The organism is Burkholderia sp. BCC1985 (assembly GCF_905339915.1).
In the GTDB taxonomy this organism is placed as follows: domain Bacteria; phylum Pseudomonadota; class Gammaproteobacteria; order Burkholderiales; family Burkholderiaceae; genus Burkholderia.
The window spans coordinates 38,978-62,118 of the sequence record NZ_CAJPGY010000040.1 but is presented as its reverse complement, the minus strand read 5'-3'; the positions used below and the strand labels follow the sequence as shown (position 1 = coordinate 62,118).

General features: G+C 68.2%; 22 protein-coding genes. 9 read left to right on the top strand and 13 right to left on the bottom strand.

Features of this window, described 5'->3' with window-relative positions:
• Window positions 1-223 precede the first annotated feature (223 nt).
• On the bottom strand, window positions 224-712 hold the full coding sequence (locus U4Z31_RS29595; protein ID WP_044848239.1) for an aminoacyl-tRNA deacylase: 489 nt from the start codon (window positions 710-712) through the stop codon (window positions 224-226).
• A gap of 453 nt (window positions 713-1,165) precedes the next feature.
• Here U4Z31_RS29595 and U4Z31_RS29590 point away from each other — a divergent pair, with 453 nt between their 5' ends.
• Window positions 1,166-1,453 carry a YciI-like protein gene (locus U4Z31_RS29590; RefSeq protein ID WP_124485447.1) on the top strand — a complete coding sequence of 96 codons (288 nt, stop codon included), beginning with the start codon at window positions 1,166-1,168 and terminating at the stop codon, window positions 1,451-1,453.
• A 17-nt stretch (window positions 1,454-1,470) separates the two neighbouring features.
• Here U4Z31_RS29590 and corA read toward each other — a convergent pair whose 3' ends face one another.
• Window positions 1,471-2,448: a magnesium/cobalt transporter CorA gene (gene corA / locus U4Z31_RS29585; RefSeq protein WP_044848267.1), complete on the bottom strand. Its 978-nt coding sequence runs from the start codon at window positions 2,446-2,448 to the stop codon at window positions 1,471-1,473.
• 179 nt (window positions 2,449-2,627) lie between these two features.
• On the opposite strand from corA, the gene cydX reads away from it, so the two are divergent.
• Both cydX and U4Z31_RS29575 read left to right on the top strand, forming a co-directional pair.
• On the top strand, window positions 2,628-2,774 hold the full coding sequence (gene cydX, locus U4Z31_RS29580; RefSeq protein ID WP_044848241.1) for a cytochrome bd-I oxidase subunit CydX: 147 nt from the start codon (window positions 2,628-2,630) through the stop codon (window positions 2,772-2,774).
• Complete coding sequence (locus U4Z31_RS29575; RefSeq protein WP_044848242.1) at window positions 2,771-3,388, top strand: AAA family ATPase; 618 nt, start codon at window positions 2,771-2,773, stop codon at window positions 3,386-3,388. The genes cydX and U4Z31_RS29575 overlap by 4 nt, the downstream gene beginning before the upstream one ends.
• A 191-nt stretch (window positions 3,389-3,579) precedes the next feature.
• Here U4Z31_RS29575 and U4Z31_RS29570 read toward each other — a convergent pair whose 3' ends face one another.
• Both U4Z31_RS29570 and U4Z31_RS29565 read right to left on the bottom strand, forming a co-directional pair.
• A complete protein-coding gene (locus U4Z31_RS29570; protein WP_040144221.1) occupies window positions 3,580-4,680 on the bottom strand; it encodes a saccharopine dehydrogenase family protein in 1,101 nt (366 codons plus the stop codon).
• 456 nt (window positions 4,681-5,136) lie between these two features.
• A complete protein-coding gene (locus tag U4Z31_RS29565; RefSeq protein WP_124668252.1) occupies window positions 5,137-5,601 on the bottom strand; it encodes an Lrp/AsnC family transcriptional regulator in 465 nt (154 codons plus the stop codon).
• A gap of 323 nt (window positions 5,602-5,924) precedes the next feature.
• On the opposite strand from U4Z31_RS29565, the gene U4Z31_RS29560 reads away from it, so the two are divergent.
• Window positions 5,925-6,470 carry a Spy/CpxP family protein refolding chaperone gene (locus tag U4Z31_RS29560; RefSeq protein WP_124485446.1) on the top strand — a complete coding sequence of 182 codons (546 nt, stop codon included), beginning with the start codon at window positions 5,925-5,927 and terminating at the stop codon, window positions 6,468-6,470.
• 130 nt (window positions 6,471-6,600) lie between these two features.
• A complete protein-coding gene (locus U4Z31_RS29555) occupies window positions 6,601-7,032 on the top strand; it encodes a PGDYG domain-containing protein (RefSeq protein WP_257775835.1) in 432 nt (143 codons plus the stop codon).
• Between the two features lie 60 nt (window positions 7,033-7,092).
• On the opposite strand, the gene U4Z31_RS29550 is transcribed toward U4Z31_RS29555, so the two are convergent.
• The 8 genes from U4Z31_RS29550 to U4Z31_RS29515 all read right to left on the bottom strand — a co-directional run bounded on the left by U4Z31_RS29550 (window position 7,093) and on the right by U4Z31_RS29515 (window position 14,937).
• Window positions 7,093-7,455, bottom strand: a complete 363-nt coding sequence (locus U4Z31_RS29550; protein ID WP_044848245.1) for a DUF3022 domain-containing protein — start codon at window positions 7,453-7,455, stop codon at window positions 7,093-7,095.
• 13 nt (window positions 7,456-7,468) lie between these two features.
• Window positions 7,469-8,257, bottom strand: a complete 789-nt coding sequence (locus tag U4Z31_RS29545; protein ID WP_044848246.1) for a YhfC family intramembrane metalloprotease — start codon at window positions 8,255-8,257, stop codon at window positions 7,469-7,471.
• A gap of 54 nt (window positions 8,258-8,311) precedes the next feature.
• On the bottom strand, window positions 8,312-9,355 hold the full coding sequence (locus tag U4Z31_RS29540; protein ID WP_044848247.1) for a LacI family DNA-binding transcriptional regulator: 1,044 nt from the start codon (window positions 9,353-9,355) through the stop codon (window positions 8,312-8,314).
• Window positions 9,356-9,677: 322 nt separating this feature from the next.
• Window positions 9,678-10,643, bottom strand: a complete 966-nt coding sequence (locus tag U4Z31_RS29535; RefSeq protein WP_044848268.1) for an NAD(P)-dependent oxidoreductase — start codon at window positions 10,641-10,643, stop codon at window positions 9,678-9,680.
• A gap of 5 nt (window positions 10,644-10,648) precedes the next feature.
• Window positions 10,649-11,929 (bottom strand): MFS transporter, encoded by a 1,281-nt coding sequence (locus U4Z31_RS29530; RefSeq protein WP_044848248.1) that lies wholly within the window; start codon window positions 11,927-11,929, stop codon window positions 10,649-10,651.
• A 165-nt stretch (window positions 11,930-12,094) separates the two neighbouring features.
• Window positions 12,095-13,087: a sugar kinase gene (locus U4Z31_RS29525; protein WP_044848249.1), complete on the bottom strand. Its 993-nt coding sequence runs from the start codon at window positions 13,085-13,087 to the stop codon at window positions 12,095-12,097.
• Window positions 13,088-13,115: 28 nt separating this feature from the next.
• A complete protein-coding gene (locus U4Z31_RS29520) occupies window positions 13,116-13,880 on the bottom strand; it encodes a sugar phosphate isomerase/epimerase (RefSeq protein WP_321812179.1) in 765 nt (254 codons plus the stop codon).
• A 163-nt stretch (window positions 13,881-14,043) separates the two neighbouring features.
• On the bottom strand, window positions 14,044-14,937 hold the full coding sequence (locus tag U4Z31_RS29515; protein ID WP_321812178.1) for a LysR family transcriptional regulator: 894 nt from the start codon (window positions 14,935-14,937) through the stop codon (window positions 14,044-14,046).
• A gap of 111 nt (window positions 14,938-15,048) precedes the next feature.
• Here U4Z31_RS29515 and U4Z31_RS29510 point away from each other — a divergent pair, with 111 nt between their 5' ends.
• Together U4Z31_RS29510 and U4Z31_RS29505 are read left to right on the top strand one after the other, a co-directional pair.
• Complete coding sequence (locus U4Z31_RS29510) at window positions 15,049-16,125, top strand: YeiH family protein (protein ID WP_321812177.1); 1,077 nt, start codon at window positions 15,049-15,051, stop codon at window positions 16,123-16,125.
• Window positions 16,126-16,240: 115 nt separating this feature from the next.
• Window positions 16,241-17,974 carry a ClcB-like voltage-gated chloride channel protein gene (locus U4Z31_RS29505; RefSeq protein ID WP_321812180.1) on the top strand — a complete coding sequence of 578 codons (1,734 nt, stop codon included), beginning with the start codon at window positions 16,241-16,243 and terminating at the stop codon, window positions 17,972-17,974.
• A 97-nt stretch (window positions 17,975-18,071) separates the two neighbouring features.
• On the opposite strand, the gene U4Z31_RS29500 is transcribed toward U4Z31_RS29505, so the two are convergent.
• Window positions 18,072-18,692, bottom strand: a complete 621-nt coding sequence (locus U4Z31_RS29500; RefSeq protein WP_321812176.1) for a TetR/AcrR family transcriptional regulator — start codon at window positions 18,690-18,692, stop codon at window positions 18,072-18,074.
• A gap of 191 nt (window positions 18,693-18,883) precedes the next feature.
• Here U4Z31_RS29500 and U4Z31_RS29495 point away from each other — a divergent pair, with 191 nt between their 5' ends.
• Together U4Z31_RS29495 and U4Z31_RS29490 are read left to right on the top strand one after the other, a co-directional pair.
• Window positions 18,884-19,993, top strand: coding sequence for an efflux RND transporter periplasmic adaptor subunit (locus U4Z31_RS29495; RefSeq protein WP_321812175.1), 1,110 nt, complete (start codon window positions 18,884-18,886; stop codon window positions 19,991-19,993).
• Window positions 19,990-23,139, top strand: a complete 3,150-nt coding sequence (locus U4Z31_RS29490) for an efflux RND transporter permease subunit (protein WP_044848256.1) — start codon at window positions 19,990-19,992, stop codon at window positions 23,137-23,139. The genes U4Z31_RS29495 and U4Z31_RS29490 overlap by 4 nt, the downstream gene beginning before the upstream one ends.
• The last annotated feature ends 2 nt before the right edge of the window (window positions 23,140-23,141 follow it).

Sequence of the window (23,141 nt, the reverse complement as noted above, 5' to 3'; positions counted from 1 at the left end):
CAGTCATATCGATAATTGAGATTATGTCAAATCCTAAATTTACCCGAAAACACCCCTGAAATCCCTGCCAGACACCGCCCGAATCCTTCCTCACCGGTCACCCGCAGCCACCGTTTTTGCAGCGTGAACCCACCCTCAGCAAAAACCTGCGGCACGCAATGCCCCCGACGGCCGCCCGCAAGACGCCGTCTCCAACCACCGCAAACCGCCCACAACAGGACGATCAGGACAACCACATCCCCTGCATCTTGTGCGAGAAATGCGCGCGCTCGGCCGTCTCCATCAGCGACAGGAATTCATCCTGCATCATGTGGATCAGCGCTTCGTGGTCGCCGGCCTCGAAATACACTTCCGGCTGCTGCGCGAGATGTTCCTCGAGGAACGTCTTCATCCCGTACGCCATGCACACCGGCGGCAACGCGCCCAGGTCGCAATCCTTGAAGAGTTCGCGCAGTTCGATTTCCCTGGCGAGCACGAGATGGCGGCCGGTCTTGACCCAGAGGTCCGACAGCCGCACCGCGTGCGACGTCGGCAGCACGGCGGCGACGTAGCCTTCGTCGTCCTCGAGCAGCACGGTTTTCGCGAGGCGATCGCCGGGGATATGCGCGGCGGCGGCCGTCTCCATGCTGGTATGGCTATACGGGTGGTACACGACTTCGTACCGCGATGACTTCTGGCGCAGGCAATCCTGCAGGGTGGCTGATACAGGCATGGCACACCTCTCTGGACGAATCGGACGAACGAAGTTCGCTCCGGGTTTGTTCAGCATAGGTCGCATTGCGGCCAATGGAAACGCCCTCGCACGGCGCCCGCACCGACGCTCGCCCCGGCTTCGGCCCCCTTTTTCCGGCGCGCGCAATCCGGGCCCTGAGTCCGCATGGAACATGTCTGCCTGCCCCCGCCTTTCCTGAAGACACAACGAGACGCAACGGGCGGTAACGGTTCCCGTACGAGGACCCCACCACATGTGACGGCGGATCTGCGCCAGACCGTTAGTTGCATTTTAAGGAAGAACGTCGAGACCTGAAAATGTCGTCATCGGCCGCCGGGGAGCGGCCGGCCACGCACCCACGAGGCCGCCGCAAACCGCGCCGACAAAGACCGAACCTCGCCCTATACTGAGCCAACACCCGCCATCCCGCGGCGGCCGATTCCGGGAGCGACCATGCATTACCAGCTGATCTACGAACTCGTCGACGATTACCTGTCCCGGCGCGAACAGTACCGCGCCGAGCACCTCGCACTCGCGCGGGCGGCAACCGAACGCGGCGAACTCGTGCTCGCAGGCGCATTGCAGGATCCGGCCGACCAGGCCGTGCTCGTGTTCGAAGGCGATTCGCCGGAAGCCGCCGAATCGTTCGCGCGCGCCGATCCCTACGTGCAGAACGGCCTCGTCAAGTCCTGGCGCGTGCGTCCGTGGCGCGTCGTGGTCGGCAAGCACGCCCCGCGCTGACGGTGCACGGGGCCCGGCTACAGCCACCCCGCCCGCTTGAAGCGCCACCACAACGCGAGATCGGCTACGACCATCACGCCGATGCAGCCGTAGAAGCCGTACTTGAGGTGCAGTTCGGGCATGTTCGCGAAGTTCATCCCGTAGATGCCGGCGATCATCGTCGGTATCGCGAACAGCGCGGCGAACGAGCCGAGCCGCTTGGTCACCTCGTTCTCCGCAAGCGAGATCATCCCGAGATTGACCTGGATCGCGGTCACGACCATCTCGCGCCGCCCTTCGATCGTCTTCACGATCCGCTGCAGGTGGTCGTACACGTCGCGGAAGTAATGCTCCATCCCGCTGCAGACCTGCGGAATGCGTCCGCCGGTGAGCTTCGCGAGCGGCTCGATCAGCGGCGCCGTGTGCTGGTGCAGCATCACGAGCCGGCGTTTCAGCGAATAGAGATCCTCGATGATCGCGCGCGACGACGCGGGCGTGGCCTTGGTGAAGATGCGGTCCTCGAGCTCCTCGAGCTCGTTGCCGAGCGTCTCGAGGATCGGGAAATAGCGGTCGACGACCTGGTCCATCAACGCATAGAACACGAATGCCGACCCTTCCTGCAGCAGATGCGGCTCGCGCTCGCAGCGCTTGCGCACCGCGCGGAAGTCCTGTTCGGTATGGTTGCGGATCGACAGCACGTAGTTCGGGCCGACGAACACGTTCAGCTCGCCGACATTGAATTCACCGTCGTGGTCGAGCTCGACCGTGTGCAGCACCGCGAACAGCGAATCGCCGTACTCCTCGATCTTCGGCCGCTGATGCCCCTTGCGGGCATCCTCGAGCGCGAGCTCGTGCAGCCCGAATTCCTCGCCCATCAGGTCGATCTCGTCCGGCGTCGGATCCTTCAGCGCGACCCATACGAAACACTCGGGTTTCGACACGTATTCGCTGATGGCGTCGATATCGATATCGGCCAGCTTGCGGCCGTCCTGGTATGCAGCACAGTTGATGAGCATGATGTCCGTCATGTTGCCGTTATCGCACCAGTTTACCGGGTTGCCGCGCGGGCGGCCCGGCTTGCGCGGCACGCCGATATTGGTCATGATCGGATTGCGTGCGCCGCGGCTCGCGCACGGCATCGCTTCGACAGGTGCACGGCACGGCCGTGCCGCCCAACCTTCAAGGAGACAGACCCATGTGGTATTTCTCGTGGATACTCGGCATCGGCGTGGCGCTCGGCTTCGGCATCATCAACGCGATGTGGCTTGAAGCGGAAGTGTTCTCGCGCGACGGCAAGCGCACCGCCGCACCGCGCACGGATTCGGGGAGCCGGTATTCGTGACGCACCTGGTGTTCTTCTGCGGTCATGCCGGCACCGGCAAGACCACGCTCGCGAAGCGGCTGATCGGGCCGCTGATGCGCGCGACCGGCGAAGCCTTCTGCCTGCTCGACAAGGACACGCTCTACGGCCGCTACAGCTCGGCCGCGATGGGCGCCCTCACCTCCGATCCGAACGACCGCGACAGCCCGCTCTACCTGAAGCATCTGCGCGATCCCGAATACCAGGGCCTGCTCGACACGGCCCGCGAGAACCTCGCGCTCGGCATCGGCGCGCTCGTGGTCGGCCCGCTGTCGCGCGAAGTGCGTGACCGGCGCATCCTCGACCGCACGTGGCTCGGCATCGGGCCGGACGTCGCGCTGACGGTCGTGTGGGTCCATACCTCGGAAGACGTCGCGCACCAGCGGATCGTCGCGCGCGGCAATCCGAACGACGCGTACAAGCTCGCGCACTGGGACGAATACCGGCAACGCCGCTTCGTGCCGACCGGCCACGAATGCGACGGCATCGTGATGTTCGACAACACCGCACCGTCCGACGCGGACATCGATGCGCTGCTGTACCGCATCGTGCCGCCCCCGCCGGCGGCAACGATCGTCCCGCCGCTGCCCGCCTGAGCGGCGCGCACCGCCCTGCTCCTCGTCGCTTCACCGTGTCGCGTGAAGGCATCGCGACGCAACGTGTCGATTCGGCCGACGCCATTGCGATCCGTGAAGCCGTGACGGGCTTCGACGCGCTCGTCAAAAAAAACGCCGGAAGCGCTGTTGCGCTCCCGGCGTCGCACGGCCCTCGTGCCTGAGACCGATCGTCAGGCGACTTCGTGCACGCGCTCCATCGTGCCGCCTTCGTACAGCTTGCCGAAGCGGTTCGCGAGGAACGCCTTCAGCGACACCTTTTCCTGCGGGATGAAACCGCTTTGCGGCAGCTTCTTTTCGCGGAACAGATCCAGCACCGCGCACATCGCGCCGGCCGTCGTGATCTGGATGGCGCTCATGTGCATCCCACACACGTCCTTCGCGAAGATCTTGCGGGTGAACACGTCCTGCACGAGCTGGCCGTCCTTCACGCCGGTCACCGTGACGAACACGAGCACGACGTCCTGCTTCGTCGACGGCACCGCGCGGCGCATGATCGACTTCAGCGTGTCGCGGTCGCTCGACAGGCGCAGGTCTTCGAGCAGGAATTGCACGAGTTCGCGGTGGCCCGGATAGCGCACCGACTTGTAGTCGAGCGTCTCGACCTTGCCCGACAGCGTTTCGCACAGCGTGCCCAGGCCGCCCGACGTGTTGAAGGCTTCGTATTCGGTGCCGTCGAGCGAGAAATGTTCGAGGCCTTCGAGCGGCTGCACCCACTGCTTGCGACCGTCGCGGATCGCTTCGCACGGCTGGCAGTATTCGTTGATCAGGCCGTCGACGCTCCACGTCAGGTTGTACTTCAGCGCGTTGGTCGGATACTCGGGCAGCGCGCCGACGCGCATCTTCACGTCGCGCACTTCGCTGAAGCCGTTCACGAGCTCGTGCGCGGCGATGCCGATGAAGCCCGGTGCGAGGCCGCACTGCGGCATGAACGCGCGGTCCGAACCGTCGGCCAGTTCGCGGATCGCGTGGGTCGCGCGCACGTCTTCGGTCAGGTCGAAGTAATGGACGCCTGCCGCCTTGGCCGCCGCGGCGACGTTGACCGCCAGGTAGTACGGCAGCGCGTTGACGAGCGCATCGAAGCCCTTCACGGCTTCACGGATCGCATTGGCGTCGGCCGAATCGACACGTTGCGTCGCGATGCCTTCACGCGACAGCTTGGCGAGCGCATCAGCGTCACGGTCGAACGCGACGACTTCGTAGTCGCCCGTTTCACGCAGCATGTGAGCAATGGTGTGGCCGATCAGACCTGCGCCGACGATGGCGATTTTCATGCGCTTATCTCCTGATGATGGGTTTGGTGTTGGTGTACGGCGTCGAGCCATGAACACAGTTTAGGGACGTGCAAAATCAGTTCCAAGACGAAGAATGATGCGAAACGACCGATACTTTCGACGAAATGACTACGCATTTCGTCACAACGACCAAATCATCTAAAAAATGCGTATACGGCGTGCGTCAGACGGGCCGCGATCGACGCGTGTGGACGCGTGTGGCCGGACAGGAAGGCACACGCAAGGCGGGACATGGCAGGCAAATGAATCGTTGCGCGCGCCCGGGCACGCATTCGACACAACGACACTCGCGTGCGGACGCACGAGGCAACGCCCCGCCCCGCGGCGTGCGCGGGCAGCGGGCATCAAGGCATCAAGGGAAAGGGAAAGGAGGAAAAGCCTGCGCGACGAATCGAATCGCGCCGCGGCGTCACATGCGACACCGCATGCGACGCGTCATCCGCCGATCGTGCCGCGATCGATCTTGCGCGACAGAATGATCGACGTCGTCGTGCGTTCGACGCCTTCGAGCGTGCCGATCTGGTCGAGCAGGTCGTTGAGCCGTTCCGGCGAATCGGCACGCAACCACGCGACATAGTCGTATTCGCCACTCACCGCGCACAACAGCTGCACCTCGGGCATCCGGTCGAGCTTGCGCAGCACGTCCCTGCCGAACTTCGGCGTGAGAATGATGCCGACGTATGCGTAAATGCTCGCGTCGAGCACGTCCTGACCGAGCCGCACGCTGTAACCGGCGATCACGTTGGTACGCTCGAGCCGCGCGATGCGCGCGACGACCGTCGTGCGGGCAACGTCGAGCTGTCGCGCGAGATCGGCGACGCTTGCGCGCGCATCCGCTTGCAGCAGCGCGACGAGTTGCCGGTCGAGGTCGTCGAGTTGGTCGAGGCGAGGAGGACGCATGAGGCTGGGCCGGCGTGCAACGCGCCGGCGAAATGGAACGTGACGCGATGATAGCGCCGAACGCCGGTGCGCCCAAACGGGATCTCACGCGTTCGCATCGCTCCGCCTCGTTCGCACGCGGCGCCCGACTCGCCGATCGAACACCATCGATCGCTGGCCTTCGCCAAGTCCCTTTCAATTTCGATTCGTATCGGATGTAAGCAAGTGTCGCTTTCGCTGCTGCACTGCACGCAACGTGCTACTAATAAGGTGCGACGCGAGATGCGCGCTCGCGGCACTGGCCGCCGCGCCCGCTCGCACGACACCACCCCGGAGAGCCAACCATGAAGAAGATCTCGCTCACCCTCGCTACGCTCGCCGTTGCAGCCAGCGCATTCGCGCAAACCCCGCCGCAACCGCAGACGCCCGCTCCGGCAGCGGCAACGGCGTCGTCGGCCCCGAGCGCCGAGCAGCGTGCGGCGCGCCACGAAGCGCGCATCGAGCAGCGCATCAAGTACCTGCACGACCAGTTGAAGATCACGTCGGCGCAGGAACCGCAATGGAAGACGTTCGCCGACACGATGCGCGAGAACGGCGACACGATGGGCCGCCTCTATCGCGCCCGGATGGAAAGCCATGACGTGTCCGCGGTCGACGACATGAAGCAGTACGCGGAACTCGCGCAGGCGAACGCGGACGGCGCGAAAAAGCTCGCCGACGCATTCGCGCCGCTCTACGAGCGCTTCCCGGCCGACCAGAAGGCGCTCGCCGACACGACGTTCCGCAGCTGGCTGCACCACGGCGGCGAACACCGCGGCAAGGGCAAGGCCGCGAGCAAGGAAGGCAAGGCAGCAGCCGCGCCGGCCGCCAGCGCGCCCGCGCAACCCTGACGTCCGCCCCGTCGGCGCCGCACTGCCCGTGCGGGCCGAACGGTGCCGCGCATCCCGCGGGAATCCGGCGCGTCACACGGCGCGCCGGATTCGGGATAAGCTCCCGGCTTTTCCCGCACTTCCCCCTGCCATGCTCGAACTCAAGCACCTCGATCTGCGTACCGACCCGCAGGCCCGTCGCGTCGTGAAGGATGAAACCGTCACGGTCGCATTCGCGGATGCCGACGGCGAACTGATGAGCCTCGAAGGCCCGAACCGCTATGTCGCGGGCGACGCGCTGATCACCGGCTCGACCGGCGACCGTTGGGTCGTGTCGCGCGCGCGCTTCGACGCGAAGTACCTGCCCGCCGATCCGGCGCTCGCGCACGGCGCGCCGGGCGCCTACCGGAACCGGCCGGCCGTCGTGCTCGCCCGCCGCATGGACGAGCCGTTCACGATCGCCCGCTCGGAAAACGGCGACACGCTGCGCGGCATCGCCGGCGACTGGGTCATGCAATATGCACCCGGCGACTATGGCGTCGTGCAAGCGCAGCGCTTCGCGCAGGTTTATCGCGACGCGTAAGCGCGCGCCGCGTGACACGCGCTGCGCCGGCGTCGTGCCGGCGCGCGCCGGCGTCGCCGCTCACGCAAAGTCTTCGTCGAGTTCGAGTTCCGCGGTGCGCTCGACGGCTTCACCCGCCGCGTGCCGCTCCTCGAGCGAGCCCAGCATCGCTTCCGTGTAGGCATGCAGCACCGCGTGGCTGCGGGCGCGCTGCATCGGCCTGAGCGCCAGATAGCGCGCCAGCGCGGCCGGCACGATGCGGATATCGAGCGTCATCCGTTTCGGCGTCGAACCGAAACGCATCGCGAGCCACTGCACGGACAGGAAGCGCCCGCGTTCGTCGCTGCTTTCGGCAAAACGCGTCTGCTCCGGAAAGAGATCGCAGATCACGCGCGCGAGCGCGTCGAATTCGGCGCTTGCGCATTCGATCAGATAGTCGTCCATTCCGCCTCTCCCGTCAGGCCGCCGCGCGCGGCGACCGGCACGTCTTCACCAGCACGGCGACCAGGATCGCGGCCAGCACGAAATACACGGCCTCGAGCGATCCGGCCGGCAGCACGCGCACCTGGTACAGCAACGCCGGTGCGGCCGCCAGCGCATGCAGCACGATCGCGAGCGGCAATACGCCCGCGCAGCCGGCACGCACGCCGCGCCAGACCAGCACCGACAGCGCGAGCTGCACCGCGAACGCCGCGCAGCGCTCGATCAGCAACAGCAGGATCGACTGTGCCGACAGCGTCGCCAGCATCACGTGCAGCCGCACGACGGTATCGCCCGGCAGGTCCGCGAGCTGCGTCTCGAGCTGCCCGCGGCTCGCGAGCCACGCGAGATACGACCACTGGCCCCAGACGAGCACGCCGACGAACCAGGCTTCGGCGCCGGCATGGCCGATCCCGTAGCCGATGCCGCGCCCGTCGCCGGCCAACGCGCCGTAGCGGCGGTTCAGGAACCGGATCCCGAGATAACGGCCGACTTCCTCGAACACGGCGGTCGCGAGCGCGCTGTACGCGACGAATGCGAGCGGCTGCGTGAGCCAGCCGCCGGCGGGCGTCTGGCTCAGCACGAGGCCATGGAATGCGCGTTCGACGATCATCGCGAACAGCGTGAAGACGGCGACGCCGACGATCGTGTCGCGGCGGTCGAGCGCAAGCGGCTTGCGCAGGGTACGGAAGAGAACGAACGGCAGTAGCGCGATGATCAGCGTGGCGGCGATCAGCACCGCCAGCGTGACGGGAGCGACAGTCATGAATTTCCTTGTTCGGGGCAGCGCACCTGACGCGCCGCGTGCCCCGCATGATACTCAGCTTGCGGTCGACGCGCGCGCAATCAGCTCGCCCGGCAGCATCGCGACGCGCACGTCGCCGACCGCGCCGTCGATGCGCTCGTGCACGAATTCGACGGCCTTGTAGCCGATCTCGTAGGTCGGCTGACGGATCGTCGTGATGCCGATCAGCTCGGCCCACTCCGGATCGTCGATCGACAGCAGCGCGGCCTTTTCCTGCCATGCGGCGCCGAAGCGGGCGCGCAGGTGGCGCGCGATCGCGAGCGCGACCGGCGCGTTCGCGGCGAACAGTGCCGCCCGCACGCCGCGCTGCGTGGCCGCGTCGACGCGCGCGTCGAGGTCGGCGAGCGCCACGGCGGCCGCGGCCGGCTCGTTCAGGTCGAGCACGACCGTCGGCGGCACCGGCAGCCCGCGCGCGTCGAGCGCCGCGCGGAACGCGGCCTCGCGCAGGCGCCGCGAGCTGACGCGCTCGAACGGCTGCACGACGAAATGAATCGCATCGAAGCCGCGCGCGATCAGATGCGCGAGCGCCGTCTCGATCGCATCGGTGTTGTCGAGCCCGATCAGGTCCGCCTCGAAGCCCTCGACCGTGCGGTCGACGAGCACGGCCGGGATGCCGCCGCCGCGCAGCGGGCGCAGCACGTCTTCCTCGGCGCCGAGCGCATTGACGATCAGCCCTTCGACCCGGTAGGTCGTGAGCAGCTGCAGGAAGCGCCGCTCCATCTCGACTTCATTCGCCGCGTGGCAGATGAGCGGCATGTAGCCGAGCGCGTGGCACGCGGCCTCGACGCCCAGCAGCACTTCGACGGTATAGGGATTGGTCAGGTCGGCCGCGAGCATGCCGAGCAGCCGGTTGCGGCCGCGCTTCAACCCGCGCGCCATCTGGTTCGGCCGGTAGTTCAGGCGCGCGATCGCCGTCTCGATCCGCTGGCGCAGATCGGCGGACAGCACGTGCGTCTCGCCGTTCAGATAGCGCGAAACGCTGGTCTTGCCCGTGCCTGCTTCGCGTGCGACGTCGCTGATCGTCGCCGGACGCTGCGTGGAAGGTTGCGAATCGCTCAAGTCGTGCCTCGCGACGTACGATCCGCGCCGCTTCGTGTGCGGACGGACCTTTGTTGTTGGATACGAACGCCCCCCGGCGCACGCCGCCGCTCCCCTGCTTCGCGGTCAAGCGAAGCCGGCGCGTTCGCGCCCGCTCCGCTCGCCCGACACGCACGGCGATCGGCCGCACCGGGCTGGCACGGATGTCCGTCGCCGGACGCCGCCGGCCGCGTGGCCGGGTCGTCGATGCGCGACGAGCGGGCGATCATAACGCAGCCTGCCCTCCCGCACCAAGACCATCGACTCTAACTGCGGCGGCGGCCCGCCGGCCGGCCGCCGCCGCTCAGACGCGCGCGAGCGCGTCCGGATTGACGAGATTCGTGCGCAGCGTGCCGGCCAGCGCGCCGACCAGGTTTTCCGCGGCGCAGCGCGCCATCGCATGGCGCGTCTCGTGCGTCGCCGAGCCGATATGCGGCAGCGCGACGACATTGCTCATCCGCAGCAGCGGCGAGTCCGCCGCCAGCGGCTCCTTCTCGAACACGTCGAGCCCCGCGCCGCGGATCGTGCCGGCCCGCAGCGCGTCGATCAGCGCGGCCTCGTCGACCACCGGCCCGCGCGACGCGTTGATCAGGATCGCGCCGCGCTTCATCTTCGCGAATTCGGCCGCGCCGATCAGGTGATGCGTTTGCGGCGACAGCGGCACCTGCAGGCACACGAAGTCCGACTGCGCGAGCAGCTCGTCGAGCGTCACGCGGCGGGCGCCGTACTGCGTCTCGGCTTCGGCGTGCGCGGCACGGTTCGTGTACAGCACCTGCATCCGGAAGCCGAGCGCCGCGCGGCGCGCGACCGCGCCGCCGATCCGCCCGAGCCCGACGATGCCGAGCGTCTTGCCCTGCACGTCGGTGCCGTACAGATCGGGGCCGATGCTGCGCTGCCAGTGGCCGGCCTTCACCCACTCCGCCAGTTCGACCACCCGCCGCGCGGACGCGAGGATCAACGAGAACACGGTATCGGCGGTCGATTCGGTCAGCACGTCGGGCGTATGCGCGAGCACGATCCCGCGCCGCGTGAGATCCGCGACGTCGAAGTTGTCGTAGCCGACCGAGATCGTCGACCAGGCCTTCAGCCGCGGCGCGCGATCGAGCATCTGCGGCGTGACCTTCAGGCTCGCGCCGATCGCGCCGTCCGCGTCGCCGAGCGCATCGGCGAGCGCGTCGGCGCCGTCGGCCTGCACGAGTTCCGCATGCTCGCGCAGGTACGCAAGCACGTCATCGGGCAGCGGCTTGTACGCGACGATACGAGGCTTCATCGTTTTCATTTTCCTTGCAGCGGCGTCGCGAGCGGGTGCGCATCGCGCGCCTGGGGTTTGACGGACAGCGTGAGGATCACCGCGGCGACGAGCGCGACGCTCATGAACGCATACGATGCGACGGGCGACCCGGTCGCCCCGTTCAGGTAGCCGACGAAATACGAGCCGACGAACGAGCCGAGCGCGCCCATGCTGTTGATCAGCGCCATCGCGCCGCCGGCGACGTTCCTCGGCAGCAGTTCCGGCACGATCGCGAAGAACGGGCCGTACGGCGCGTACATCGCGGCGCCCGCGACGACCAGCAGCGCATACGAGATCCAGAAGTGCGACGAGCCGAGCGCATACGACGCGGCGAACGCGGCCGCGCCGACCAGCAGGAACGGCCACACGAAGCCGCGGCGCGAGCCGACCTTGTCGGACGCCCACGACGCGACCAGCATCGCGATCGTCGCCGCGAGGTACGGCAGCGCCGACAGCCAGCCGGTCGCGACCATCCCGAGTTCGGAGCCGTTCTTGACGATCGACGGCAGCCACAGGACGAAGCCGTACACGCCGATGCTCCAGCAGAAATACTGCGCGCACAGCTTGATCACGGCCGGCGAGCGGAACGCCTCGCCGTAGTTGCGCACGGGCTTGATCGCCGCCTGTTCGGCCGCGAGCGCGGCGTCGAGGTCGCGCTTTTCCTGCGCGGTGAGCCACGGCGAATCTGCCGGCTTGTCCTGCACGAGGAACCACCAGCATACGGCCCAGATGATGGCCGGCACGCCTTCGGCGATGAACATGTGGCGCCAGCCGAATTCGTGCACGAGATAGCCCGACACGATCGACATCCACAGCACCGTGACCGGGTTGCCGAGGATCAGGAACGTGTTCGCACGCGAGCGCTCGTTCTTCGTGAACCAGTTGCTGATGTAGATCAGCATCGCCGGCATCACCGCCGCCTCGACCACGCCGAGCACGAAGCGGATCGCCATCAGCGACGGGATGTTGGTGACCACCCCCGTGAGCGCCGCGCACGCGCCCCACAGCACGAGGCTGGCGAACACGAGCTTCTTGACGCTGCGGCGCTCCGCATAGATCGCGCCCGGAATCTGGAAGAAGAAGTAGCCGAGGAAGAACAGCGCGCCGATCAGCGACGACAGGCCCTTGCTGATCCCGAGGTCCTGGTTGATGCCGGCGGCTGCAGCGAACCCGTAGTTCGCGCGGTCGAGGTAAGCGAGGCTGTAGGTGATGAACACGATCGGCATGATCGTCCACCAGCGTCGTGCTGCGAGATTGGCTGCCATCAGAGTGTCTCCTTGGGTGATCGGAGTGGGCGGGTCAAGCGCCCGGCTCCGCTCCCGTCCTTTCGGGAATCGACCGGCGTCGGCGCGATGGCGCCTGCTCCGGCCTCATGCAAAACCGTGCACGAAGCACGAATTGGGTCCGCGGATTGTGCCGTGTCCGGCCTCTCATTGCGCGGTGACGGTTTCCTCTAGGCGATCGGCGCGATTGCTGACGTTTTCGAGCCGATCGAGCGCCGCGCGGGTCGGCAAGCCTTCCGAATCGCCGATCACCTGGATCGCGAGCGCCCCGATGCGATTGCCGCGCGCGACCGCCTGCTCGACGGAGCGGCCTTCCAGCAGCGCGCTGACCACGCCGACCGCGAAGCCGTCGCCGGCGCCGACCGTGTCGACCACGTTCGCGACACGCTCGCCCGCCACCGTGCCCTCGCGGCCGTCGGCCGTGCGGAAGTACGCGCCGTCGGCGCCCAGCTTGATCACCACGCCGCGCGCGCCCTGTGCCAGGTAGAAGCCCGCGATGTCGGCCGGCGTGTCGTGCCCGGTGAGCTGCTGCCCTTCGGCCAAGCCCGGCAGCACCCAGTCGGCGAGCGACGCGAGCGCGTTCAGCGTCTTCGCCATCACGTCGGCGGACGGCCACAGCGTCGGGCGCAGGTTCGGATCGAACGAGATCGTCTTGCCGGCCGCACGCATTTCGCGCGCCAGCCGGAACGCAAGCTCGCACGACGTCGCGGAGATCGCAGGTGCGACGCCCGTCAAATGCAGGTGCCGTGCGCCGAGCACGTAGTCGGCCACGTAGTCGTCACACGACAGGTGGCTCGCGGCCGAGCCCTTGCGGAAATATTCGACGGTCGGGTCGCTGCCGTCGTCATTACGCGACTTCAGCTGGAAGCCGGTCGGATAGCGCGGATCGACGGTCACGCACGACGCGTCGATGCCTTCGCGCGCGAGCGTGTCGAGCACGTAGCCGCCGAACGAATCGCGGCCCACCCGGCTCATCCAGCCGACCCGGAAGCCGAGCCGCGACAGGCCGATCGCGACGTTCAGGTCCGCGCCCGCGATCCGTTTCGTGAATTGCGCGGCGTGCGCGAGGTGGCCGGGCTCGGCGGCGACGAACATCGCCATCGCCTCGCCGTAGGTCACGACATCGAGTGCTGCCTTCATGAGTGCATTCCTCCGTATCCTTCGAGCGTCACGCGGCGGCGAGCCACGCGACGCGCCGGCCGGCATCGCCCGCCAGGTCGGCCGCATCGAACGGGAATTCGATGCCGCGCGGCGCCGCTTGCGGCAGGGCCGCGAGCACGCCAGTCACGAGCGCGTCGCCCGGCGCCGGCGCCACCGCGAAACGGCGCGCGCCCTCGCCAGCGACTGCCTTGCAATGAATGTATTCCACATGCGGCGCGAGTGCGTGCGCGCACGCGAGCGGCGCTTCGCCCGGCCACTGCCAGTTGCCGATGTCGAACGTCATGCCGAGCGCGTCGGGCGCGCCTGCCTCGGCCAGCGCCGCGAACAGCCCGCTGAATTGCACGAGCGCGCCGCCCACCGGCAACTGGCCGTTCTCGACCACCACGCGGGCACGCGCGCCGCGCGACAGCGCGACGATCTCGGCCGCGTGCGCGTCGCCGGCGAAGCCGCCGAGCTGGAACTTGACGAAGCGCGCGCCGAGCGCGTCGGCTTCGACGAGCGTGTCGCGCAGCGCGTCGACGTCGAGCGCGCCGGTTTCCGTGTACAGCGTGGCCGGCGTCGAATAGACCGACCACAGCCCGTGCGCGGCGAGTGCCGTGCCGAGCTCGGCCAGCGCGCCGGGCGTCGCGTCGTCGTCCGATGCGAACAGTTCGCGCCGCACCTCGAAGCCGGTCGCGCCGGATGCCGCCGCGGTCGCGATGAATGCACGGTGGCCCTCCTGACGCACGCGGTCCATCCCGAATGCGCTCGCCACGATCACGATGTCTGCCATGTCTGCCCTTTTTTTCTCCGGAATGGAACCGGTTCCATTTGCTTGAGACGGATGGTGCGCTTCGCCCCGGACGCACGCCATAGAGGAAATCCCTAAGGACGGCCGCCGCACGAGCGTGCGCGGGCGCACGGGCATCCGGCGCTCCAGGACCGGCTTCGGGCGCCTACCCGGCGTCGTGCGCGAGGCTCGTTTCGAGGAACTGGGCGGCCACGCGCGACGGCGCCGCGCCGTGCGGCACCAGGATCGAGAAATGACGCGTGAGCGGCGCGGGGGCGAGCGAGCGCGGCACGAGCGCCGCCCCCTCGTGACGCAGCGACATCGCGGACACGAAGCCGACGCCCATCCCCGCGCGCACGGCCTCCTTCACGGCCTCGACACCGGCGATCTCGAATGCGACACGCATCGGCGCGCCGCCGTGCGCGAACGCGCGTTCCACGAGTTGCCGCACGCCGGAGCCCTCCTCGCGCAGCACGAGCGGATACGCGGCGAGTGCCTCGAGCGTGACGCCGGCTGCGTACTCGGGCGCGGCGAGCGCATGCCCGGCCGGCACGACCGCGACGATCTCGTCCTCGTGCCAGGCGTGCACGGCGGTGCCGGGCGGCAGCGCCTCGCCGGGCGGCCCTTCGATCATCGCAATGTCGAGCGATGCCAGCGCGGCGACCACGTCGGCCGTGTTGCCGCTCATCGTGTGGATCGCCACCCGCGGCACGCGCGGCTGGAACGCCGCGATCAGGTACGGCAGCAGGTAGCTGGCCGGCGTCGTGCTCGCGCCGATCCGCAGCGTGCCGGCGTCGAGCCCGCGCACCGCGTCGCGAAACGCGCGCGCCTGCGCGAACGTGTCGCGCTGGGCCTTCGCGTACTGCGCGAGCTGCTCGCCGACCGGCGTCAGGCGGATGCCGCGGCCGTCACGCTGGTACAGCGGCTCGCCGAACTCGTCCTGCAGCAGGCGCAGCTGGCCCGACACGGCCGGCTGCGACAGATGCAGCGCCACGGCAGCGCGGCTGATGTTCAGGTGTTCGGCGACGGCCGCGAACGTTATCAGTTGATCCGGGGTCATGAGGATGAATTATCGGCTTCCCGGATAGTTTACGTCACAAATCACAATTTTTCATATCGATATAACCAAATTAGGATTAGACCATCGCAACCTGCTTGATCACGGTGCCCCATGTCCACTGCTCCGACTCCCCACCTCGCCCACGCCGCGCCGTCGCTGCGCGGCCAGTTGAACGGCGTGCTGTTCGTCGCGCTGTTCGCCGCCGCCGTCACCAGCCTGTCGCAGCTGCCGGCGATCGCCGGGCTCGGCCTGTCGCCGCTGATCGTCGGCATCGTCGCCGGTGCGCTGTACGGCAACGCGCTGCGCGACGGCATGCCCGCGAGCTGGGCGGCCGGCGTCAACTTTTCCGCGCGCAAGCTGCTGCGCATCGCGGTCGCGTTCTTCGGCCTGCGCGTGAGCCTGCAGGAAATCGCGCAGGTCGGCCTCCCGGGCCTGACGGTGTCGGTGCTGATCGTCGTCAGCACACTTGCGATCGGCACCTGGGTCGGCATGAAGGTGATGAAGCTCGATCGCGACGCGGCGCTCCTGACCGCCGCCGGCAGCGCGATCTGCGGTGCGGCCGCCGTGCTCGCGTTCGAGTCGACGCTGCAGTCGAAGCCGCACCAGAGCGCGATGGCCGTGGGCAGCGTGGTGCTGTTCGGCACGCTGTCGATGTTCCTGTATCCGTTCGCGTATCACGCCGGCCTGCTCAACCTCGACCCGACCGGCCTCGGCCTGTTCTTCGGCGGCACGATCCACGAGGTCGCGCAGGTGGTCGGCGCGGCGAGCGACATCAGTCCGGAGGTCACGCGCGTCGCGACCATCGTGAAGATGACCCGCGTGATGCTTCTGGTGCCGGTGCTGCTCACGCTCGGCTGGTGGCTCGCCCGCTCCGCGCGCTCGGCCGATGCGACCGCTGAAGGCGCGCAAGGCAAGCGCAAGGTGGCGGTGCCGTGGTTCGCGCTCGGCTTCCTCGGCTTCGTGATCGTCAATTCGCTGAACGTGCTGCCCGCCGACGTCACGCACACGCTGAACCTGCTCGACACCTTCGCGCTGACGATGGCGATGACCGCGCTCGGCATCGAGACCCGCGTGTCGCAGATCCGCGAGGCCGGCCCGCGCGCCTTGACCACCGGCCTGATCCTGTACGTGTGGCTGATCGCCGGCGGCTACGCGATCACCTGGGCGGTACAGCACTGGCTTGGCTGAGCCGCGCAGCCACGCCGCGACACGCGCCGCGCCCGACGGGAAGGTCCCGCGGGCGCGGCGCAGTGCTATGCTTCGCGTCGTTTTCCTTCGTCCTCTTCATCACCCTCTTTCAGCCGTGCTCTCGTTCCTGCTGAAGCTGCGCACTCGCGCCCAGACGCTGTTCCGCTTGTCGGACGCCCATACGATGCTGATCTGGTCGGCCGTCGTCGGCGTCGGCGGCGCCTTCGCCACCATGGCGTTCCGCGAAGGCATCGACCTGATGCAGCGCCTGATCTCGGGGCACAGCGGCAGCTTCGTGGAGATGGCGAAAAGCCTGCCTTGGTACGTGCGCTTCTGGATGCCGGCCGCGGGCGGCTTCCTCGCCGGCTGCGTGCTGTTGCTCGCGACGCGCGGCGACCGAAAATCCGGCAACATCGACTACATGGAAGCCGTCGCGCTCGGCGACGGCGTCGTGCCGGTGCGGCAGAGCCTGTGGCGCAGCGTGTCGTCGCTGCTGACGATCGGCAGCGGCGGCTCGATCGGCCGCGAAGGCCCGATGGTGCAGCTCGCGGCGCTCGCCGCGTCGCTGGTCGGCCGCTTCGTGCACTTCGACCCGCCGCGCCTGCGCCTGCTCGTCGCATGCGGCGCCGCGGCCGGGATCACGTCCGCGTACAACGCGCCGATCGCCGGCGCGTTCTTCGTCTCCGAAATCGTGCTCGGCACGATCGCGATGGAGAGCTTCGGGCCGATGGTCGTCGCGTCCGTCGTCGCGAACATCGTGATGCGGGAATTCGCCGGCTACCGGCCGCCGTACGAGATGCCGGTGTTCCCGGCCGTGACGGGCGCCGAAGTGCTGCTGTTCGTCGTGCTCGGCACGCTGTGCGGCGTGCTCGCGCCGCAGTTCCTGCACCTGCTCGATGCGTCCAAGAACCAGTTCAAGCGGCTGCCCGTGCCGCTGCCGGTGCGGCTCGCGCTCGGCGGCCTCGTGGTCGGCGTGATCTCGGTGTGGATTCCGGACGTGTGGGGCAACGGCTACAGCGTCGTGAACCACATCCTGCATGCGCCGTGGACCTGGCAGGCGCTGGTCGCGGTGCTGGCGTTCAAGGTGATCGCGACCGCGGCGACCGCAGGCTCCGGCGCGGTCGGCGGCGTGTTTACGCCGACGCTGTTCGTCGGCGCCGTGTTCGGTTCGCTGTTCGGGCTCGCGATGCACGCGCTGTGGCCCGGCCACACGTCCGCGTACTTCGCGTATGCGATGGTCGGGATGGGCGCGTTCCTGGCCGGCGCCACGCAGGCGCCGCTGATGGCGATCCTGATGATCTTCGAGATGACGCTGAGCTACCAGGTCGTGCTGCCGCTGCTGGTGTCGTGCGTGTTCGCGTATTTCGTCGCGCGCGCGACCGGCACGACGTCGATGTACGAGATCACGCTGCACCATCACCAGGACGCACAGGAACGGCTGCGGCTGCGCACCACCCAGATGCGCGAGCTGATCCAGCCCGCGCAGACGATCGTGCCGCTCACCGCGAGCGTCGCCGACATGACGCGCGTGTTTCTCGAATATCCGGTGAAGTATCTGTACGTGACCGACGACGCCGGGCGCTTCCGCGGCGCGGTCGCGCTGAAGGACATCACGTCCGACCTGCTCGACAAGCGCGACACGACCGACAAGACGGCCGCGCACTACACGCATACGCCGTTTCCGCTGCTCACGCCCGACATGCCGCTCGCGACCGCGCTCGAACGCTTCATGGCGTTCCAGGGCGAACGGCTGCCGGTGATCGAAAGCGAAGCCGAGCCGACGCTCGCGGGGGTCGTCTACAAGACGTCGCTGCTCGACGCGTACCGGCGGATGACCGGCGAGCGGTGACGGCGCCGGTGCGCGACGCCCGATGTGGCGTCGCGGTCTTATTGATCGCCACGCCGGGCGGCCAACCGTCTGGCCGCCCGCATCGGCGCCCGGCCGTTCAGTCCGGCGCGCGCCCCAGCACGACCCGTGCGAAGAACCCCGCGAGCACCGCTTCGGCCACGTCGGCCGACACGTGCTGCGGGTCGGCCGTGTAGTACGACTGCACGCCGTCGCACAGGCACATCAATCCGAACGCGAGCGTGTCGGCCGGCAGCAGCAGCGGCGTGCCCGCGCGCTCGGCGAAGCGCTGGATGAATTCGGCCATCTGCAGCCGCTTGCCGTGCAGGAACTGGTTGAAGCGCACGCGGAACTTCGCGTCGCGCGCCGCCTGCAGTTTCGCCTCGCCCCACAGCAGCGAATATTCGTCGTCGCGAAACAGCGTCCGGTAGTACGCGAGCGCCATCGACTCCATCTGCTCGCGCGACCCGCCAATCTCGAAGATCGCCTCGAAATCGGCCCGCACCGAATCGTGGTCGCGCTCGAGCAATTCGAGCAGCAGTTCCGACTTGCTGCGGAAGTTCGAGTAGAACGCGCCGCGCGTGTAGCCGGCCGCCGCGGCGATGTCCTCGACGCTCGCCGCGACAAAGCCTTTCTTCATAAAAATCCGGTGCGCGGCAGTCAGCAGACGTTCGCGCGTCTGGTCCCTGCTCTGCTCGCGAGTTAAGCGCTGAGGTTTCATGGCGCGCAGTCTAGCACCAACTTCCTTTCAGATTCATTTTTGCATTCAGATACAGCAATGTATTAGAATCCACCGCAGTTTCCGAACGACCTCGTTCGGCTGTGTTCGTGTGCGCCGGACTGGCGCCACTCGGGGCAAGCGCCCGCCGCGCTTGCCGGCCTCGTTCCGCTCTCACCTCATCTGGGGGTTTCGTGAATCGCTCCGGTTCCCGCGCCGTGCTGCTGGTCGGCACCGCGCTCGTCCTCGCCGCCTGTCATCCGAAGGAAGCCGCGCCGCCCGCGCCGCGCCCGGTCGTCGCGCTGCCCGCGCGCGCCGACGGCGCCGCAGCCGCCGCCACGCTGCCCGGCGAGATCCAGCCACGTTATGCGACGCCGCTGTCGTTCCGCATCGCGGGCAAGATCGTCGAGCGGAAGGTGCGGCTCGGCGATACCGTCAAGACCGGCCAGGTCGTCGCGCTGCTCGATCCGTCCGACGTCGAGAAGAACGCCGCGAGCGCGCAGGCGCAATTCGATGCCGCGTCGCACAGCCTCGCGTTCGCGAAGCAGCAGCGCGATCGCGATCGCGCGCAGGCGCGCGAGAACCTGATCGCAACGGCGCAGCTGGAGCAGACCGAGAACAGCTACACGTCCGCGCTCGCGCAGCGCGACCAGGCGCAGCAGCAGCTCGCGCTCGCGAAGAACCAGCTCCGCTATGCGACGCTCGTCTCCGATCACGCCGGCACCATCACCGCCGAGCAGGCCGACACCGGCCAGAACGTATCGGCCGGCCAGGCCGTCTACCAGCTCGCGTGGTCGGGCGACATCGACGTCGTCAGCGACGTGCCCGAGGCCGCGCTCGCGTCGCTCGCGCCCGGTCACGCGGCGAGCGTCACGCTGCCGTCGCTGCCGGGCCGCCAGTTCGCCGCGAAGGTGCGCGAAATCGCGCCGGCCGCCGATCCGCAAAGCCGCACCTGGCGTGTGAAGCTCACGCTCGCCGCACCGGATCCGGCCGTGCGCCTCGGGATGACCGCGAACGTCGCGTTCGACGGCGCGCCGGTTGCCGGCAACGCGCCGAGCATCACGCTGCCCGCGACCGCGCTGTTCCACGACGGCCCGCATCCGGCCCTGTGGGTCGTGCGCGCGAAGGACGACACGCTCGAGCTGCGCCGCGTCGACGTCGCGCGCTTCAACGAACGCACCGTCACCGTGTCGAGCGGGCTGCAGCCGGGCGAGCGCGTCGTGCTGCAAGGCGTGCATACGGTCAGCGCGGGCGAGAAGGTGCGGCCGGTCGCCCCGCTGCACGCGGAGGACTTCGCGTCATGAGCAGCCCCCGCGAAGAAGGCCGCTTCAACCTGTCGGCATGGGCGCTGCGCCACCAGGCGCTGGTCGTCTACCTGATCGCGCTCGCGACGCTCGCGGGCATCCTCGCGTACACGCGGCTCGCGCAATCCGAAGACCCGCCGTTCACGTTCCGCGTGATGGTGATCCGCACGTTCTGGCCCGGCGCGAGCGCGCGGCAGGTGCAGGAACAGGTGACCGACCGGATCGGCCGCAAGCTGCAGGAAACGCCGGCCATCGACTTCCTGCGCAGCTATTCGCGGCCCGGCGAATCGCTGATCTTCTTCACGATGAAGGACTCGGCGCCCGTGCAGGACGTGCCCGAGACCTGGTACCAGATCCGCAAGAAGGTCGGCGACATCGGCCATACGCTGCCGCCCGGCGTGCAGGGCCCGTTCTTCAACGACGAGTTCGGCGACGTCTACACCAACATCTGGACGCTCGAAGGCGACGGCTTCACGCCCGCGCAGCTCCACGACTATGCGGACCAGTTGCGCACCGTGCTGCTGCGCGTGCCCGGCGTCGGCAAGGTCGACTATTTCGGCGATCCCGACCAGCGCATCTTCATCGAAGTGAACAATGCGCAGCTCACGCGCCTCGGCATCTCGCCGCAGCAACTCGGGCAGGCGATCAACGCGCAGAACGACATCTCGTCGGCCGGCGTGCTGACGACCGCCGACGACCGCGTATTCGTGCGGCCGAGCGGCCAGTTCGACAACGTCGCCACGATCGCCGACACGCTGATCCGCATCAACGGCCGCACGTTCCGGCTCGGCGATCTCGCCACCGTGAAGCGCGGCTACGACGATCCGGCCGTCACGCAGATGCGTGCGAACGGTCACGCCGTGCTCGGCATCGGCGTGACGATGCAGCCGGGCGGCGACGTGATCCGGCTCGGCAAGGCGCTCGACGCCGAATCGAAGGATCTGCAGGCGCGGCTGCCGGCCGGCCTCAAGCTGACGCTGGTGTCGAGCATGCCGCATGCGGTCGCGCATTCCGTCGACGACTTCCTCGAAGCCGTCGCCGAAGCGGTCGCGATCGTGCTGGTCGTGAGCCTCGTGTCGCTCGGCCTGCGCACCGGGATGGTCGTCGTGATCTCGATTCCGGTCGTGCTCGCCGTCACGGCCCTGTTCATGTACCTGTTCGACATCGGGCTGCACAAGGTGTCGCTCGGCACGCTCGTGCTCGCGCTCGGGCTGCTCGTCGACGACGCGATCATCGCGGTCGAGATGATGGCCGTGAAGCTCGAGCAGGGCTACAGCCGCGCGCGCGCCGCCGCGTTCGCGTACACGAGCACCGCGTTCCCGATGCTGACGGGCACGCTCGTCACCGTGTCGGGCTTCCTGCCGATCGCGCTCGCGAAATCGAGTACCGGCGAGTACACGCGCTCGATCTTCGAGGTGTCGGCGATCGCGCTGATCGCGTCGTGGTTCGCGGCCGTCGTGCTGATCCCGCTGCTGGGCTTCCACCTGCTGCCCGAACGCAAGAAGCACGCGCACGAAGCGCACCTGCCGGACGATCACGAGCACGACATCTACGACACGCGCTTCTACACGCGCTTGCGCGGCTGGATCGACTGGTGCATCGAGCGGCGCTTCGTCGTGCTGCTGATCACCGGCGCGCTGTTCGTGGTCGCGCTGGCGGGCTTCTCGCTCGTGCCGCAGCAATTCTTCCCGAGCTCCGATCGCCCCGAGCTGCTGATCGACCTGCGGCTGCCCGAAGGCGCGTCGTTCGCGGCGACGCTGCGCGAAACCGAACGCCTCGAGAAGGTGCTCGACAAGCGGCCCGAGATCGACCATTCGGTGAATTTCGTCGGCAGCGGCGCGCCGCGCTTCTACCTGCCGCTCGACCAGCAGTTGCAGTTGCCGAACTTCGCGCAGTTCGTCGTCACCGCGAAATCGGTCGAGGATCGCGAGAAGCTCGCGGCCTGGCTCGAGACCACGCTGCGCGACCGCTTCCCGGCCGTGCGCTGGCGCCTGTCGCGGCTCGAGAACGGGCCGCCCGTCGGTTACCCCGTGCAATTCCGCGTGAGCGGCGACGACATCGCGACGGTGCGCGCGATCGCCGAGAAGGTCGCGGCGACGATGCGCGGCGACGCGCGCACGGTGAACGTGCAGTTCGACTGGGACGAGCCGGCCGAACGTTCGGTGCGCTTCGAGCTCGACCAGAAGAAGGCGCGCGAGCTGAACGTCACGTCGCAGGACGTGTCGAGCTTCCTCGCGATGACGCTGTCCGGCACGACCGTCACGCAATACCGCGAACGCGACAAGCTGATCGCGGTCGACCTGCGTGCGCCGCGCGCCGATCGCGTCGATCCCGCGCAGCTCGCGGGCCTCGCGATGCCGACGCCGAACGGCCCCGTGCCGCTCGGTTCGCTCGGCCGCTTCACGCCGACGCTCGAATACGGCGTCGTGTGGGAACGCGACCGCCAGCCGACCATCACCGTGCAGTCCGACGTCCGCGCCGGCGCACAGGGCATCGACGTCACGCATGCGATCGACGGCAAGCTGAATGCGTTGCGCGCGCAACTGCCGGTCGGCTACCAGATCAACATCGGCGGGTCGGTCGAGGAAAGTGCGAAGGCGCAGACGTCGATCAACGCGCAGATGCCGCTGATGGCGATCGCCGTGTTCACGCTGCTGATGATCCAGCTGCAGAGTTTCTCCCGCGTGCTGATGGTCGTGCTGACCGCCCCGCTCGGCCTGATCGGCGTGGTCGGCACGCTGCTGCTGTTCGGCCAGCCGTTCGGCTTCGTCGCGATGCTCGGCGTGATCGCGATGTTCGGGATCATCATGCGCAACTCGGTGATTCTCGTCGACCAGATCGAGCAGGACATCGCGGCCGGCCACGGACGCTTCGACGCGATCGTCGGCGCGACCGTGCGGCGCTTCCGCCCGATCACGCTGACGGCCGCGGCCGCCGTGCTCGCGCTGATCCCGCTGTTGCGCTCGAACTTCTTCGGGCCGATGGCGACCGCGCTGATGGGCGGCATCACGAGCGCGACCGTGCTGACGCTGTTCTACCTGCCCGCGCTGTACGCCGCGTGGTTCCGCGTGAAGCGCGACGAACGCGACCCGCGCGACGCCCCGCCGCACGACGGCGGCACGCCTGCCGCGCCGTCGGGAGCCTGACC

What these genes read in the sequence shown, in the direction of transcription:
- U4Z31_RS29595 (WP_044848239.1), bottom strand. Translation starts at nt 712, where the DNA reads ATGCCTGTATCAGCCACCCTGCAGGATTGCCTGCGCCAGAAGTCATCG.
- U4Z31_RS29590 (WP_124485447.1), top strand. Translation starts at nt 1,166, where the DNA reads ATGCATTACCAGCTGATCTACGAACTCGTCGACGATTACCTGTCCCGG.
- corA (WP_044848267.1), bottom strand. Translation starts at nt 2,448, where the DNA reads ATGCTCATCAACTGTGCTGCATACCAGGACGGCCGCAAGCTGGCCGAT.
- cydX (WP_044848241.1), top strand. Translation starts at nt 2,628, where the DNA reads ATGTGGTATTTCTCGTGGATACTCGGCATCGGCGTGGCGCTCGGCTTC.
- U4Z31_RS29570 (WP_040144221.1), bottom strand. Translation starts at nt 4,680, where the DNA reads ATGAAAATCGCCATCGTCGGCGCAGGTCTGATCGGCCACACCATTGCT.
- U4Z31_RS29565 (WP_124668252.1), bottom strand. Translation starts at nt 5,601, where the DNA reads ATGCGTCCTCCTCGCCTCGACCAACTCGACGACCTCGACCGGCAACTC.
- U4Z31_RS29560 (WP_124485446.1), top strand. Translation starts at nt 5,925, where the DNA reads ATGAAGAAGATCTCGCTCACCCTCGCTACGCTCGCCGTTGCAGCCAGC.
- U4Z31_RS29555 (WP_257775835.1), top strand. Translation starts at nt 6,601, where the DNA reads ATGCTCGAACTCAAGCACCTCGATCTGCGTACCGACCCGCAGGCCCGT.
- U4Z31_RS29550 (WP_044848245.1), bottom strand. Translation starts at nt 7,455, where the DNA reads ATGGACGACTATCTGATCGAATGCGCAAGCGCCGAATTCGACGCGCTC.
- U4Z31_RS29545 (WP_044848246.1), bottom strand. Translation starts at nt 8,257, where the DNA reads ATGACTGTCGCTCCCGTCACGCTGGCGGTGCTGATCGCCGCCACGCTG.
- U4Z31_RS29535 (WP_044848268.1), bottom strand. Translation starts at nt 10,643, where the DNA reads ATGAAGCCTCGTATCGTCGCGTACAAGCCGCTGCCCGATGACGTGCTT.
- U4Z31_RS29530 (WP_044848248.1), bottom strand. Translation starts at nt 11,929, where the DNA reads ATGGCAGCCAATCTCGCAGCACGACGCTGGTGGACGATCATGCCGATC.
- U4Z31_RS29525 (WP_044848249.1), bottom strand. Translation starts at nt 13,087, where the DNA reads ATGAAGGCAGCACTCGATGTCGTGACCTACGGCGAGGCGATGGCGATG.
- U4Z31_RS29520 (WP_321812179.1), bottom strand. Translation starts at nt 13,880, where the DNA reads ATGGCAGACATCGTGATCGTGGCGAGCGCATTCGGGATGGACCGCGTG.
- U4Z31_RS29515 (WP_321812178.1), bottom strand. Translation starts at nt 14,937, where the DNA reads ATGACCCCGGATCAACTGATAACGTTCGCGGCCGTCGCCGAACACCTG.
- U4Z31_RS29510 (WP_321812177.1), top strand. Translation starts at nt 15,049, where the DNA reads ATGTCCACTGCTCCGACTCCCCACCTCGCCCACGCCGCGCCGTCGCTG.
- U4Z31_RS29500 (WP_321812176.1), bottom strand. Translation starts at nt 18,692, where the DNA reads ATGAAACCTCAGCGCTTAACTCGCGAGCAGAGCAGGGACCAGACGCGC.
- U4Z31_RS29490 (WP_044848256.1), top strand. Translation starts at nt 19,990, where the DNA reads ATGAGCAGCCCCCGCGAAGAAGGCCGCTTCAACCTGTCGGCATGGGCG.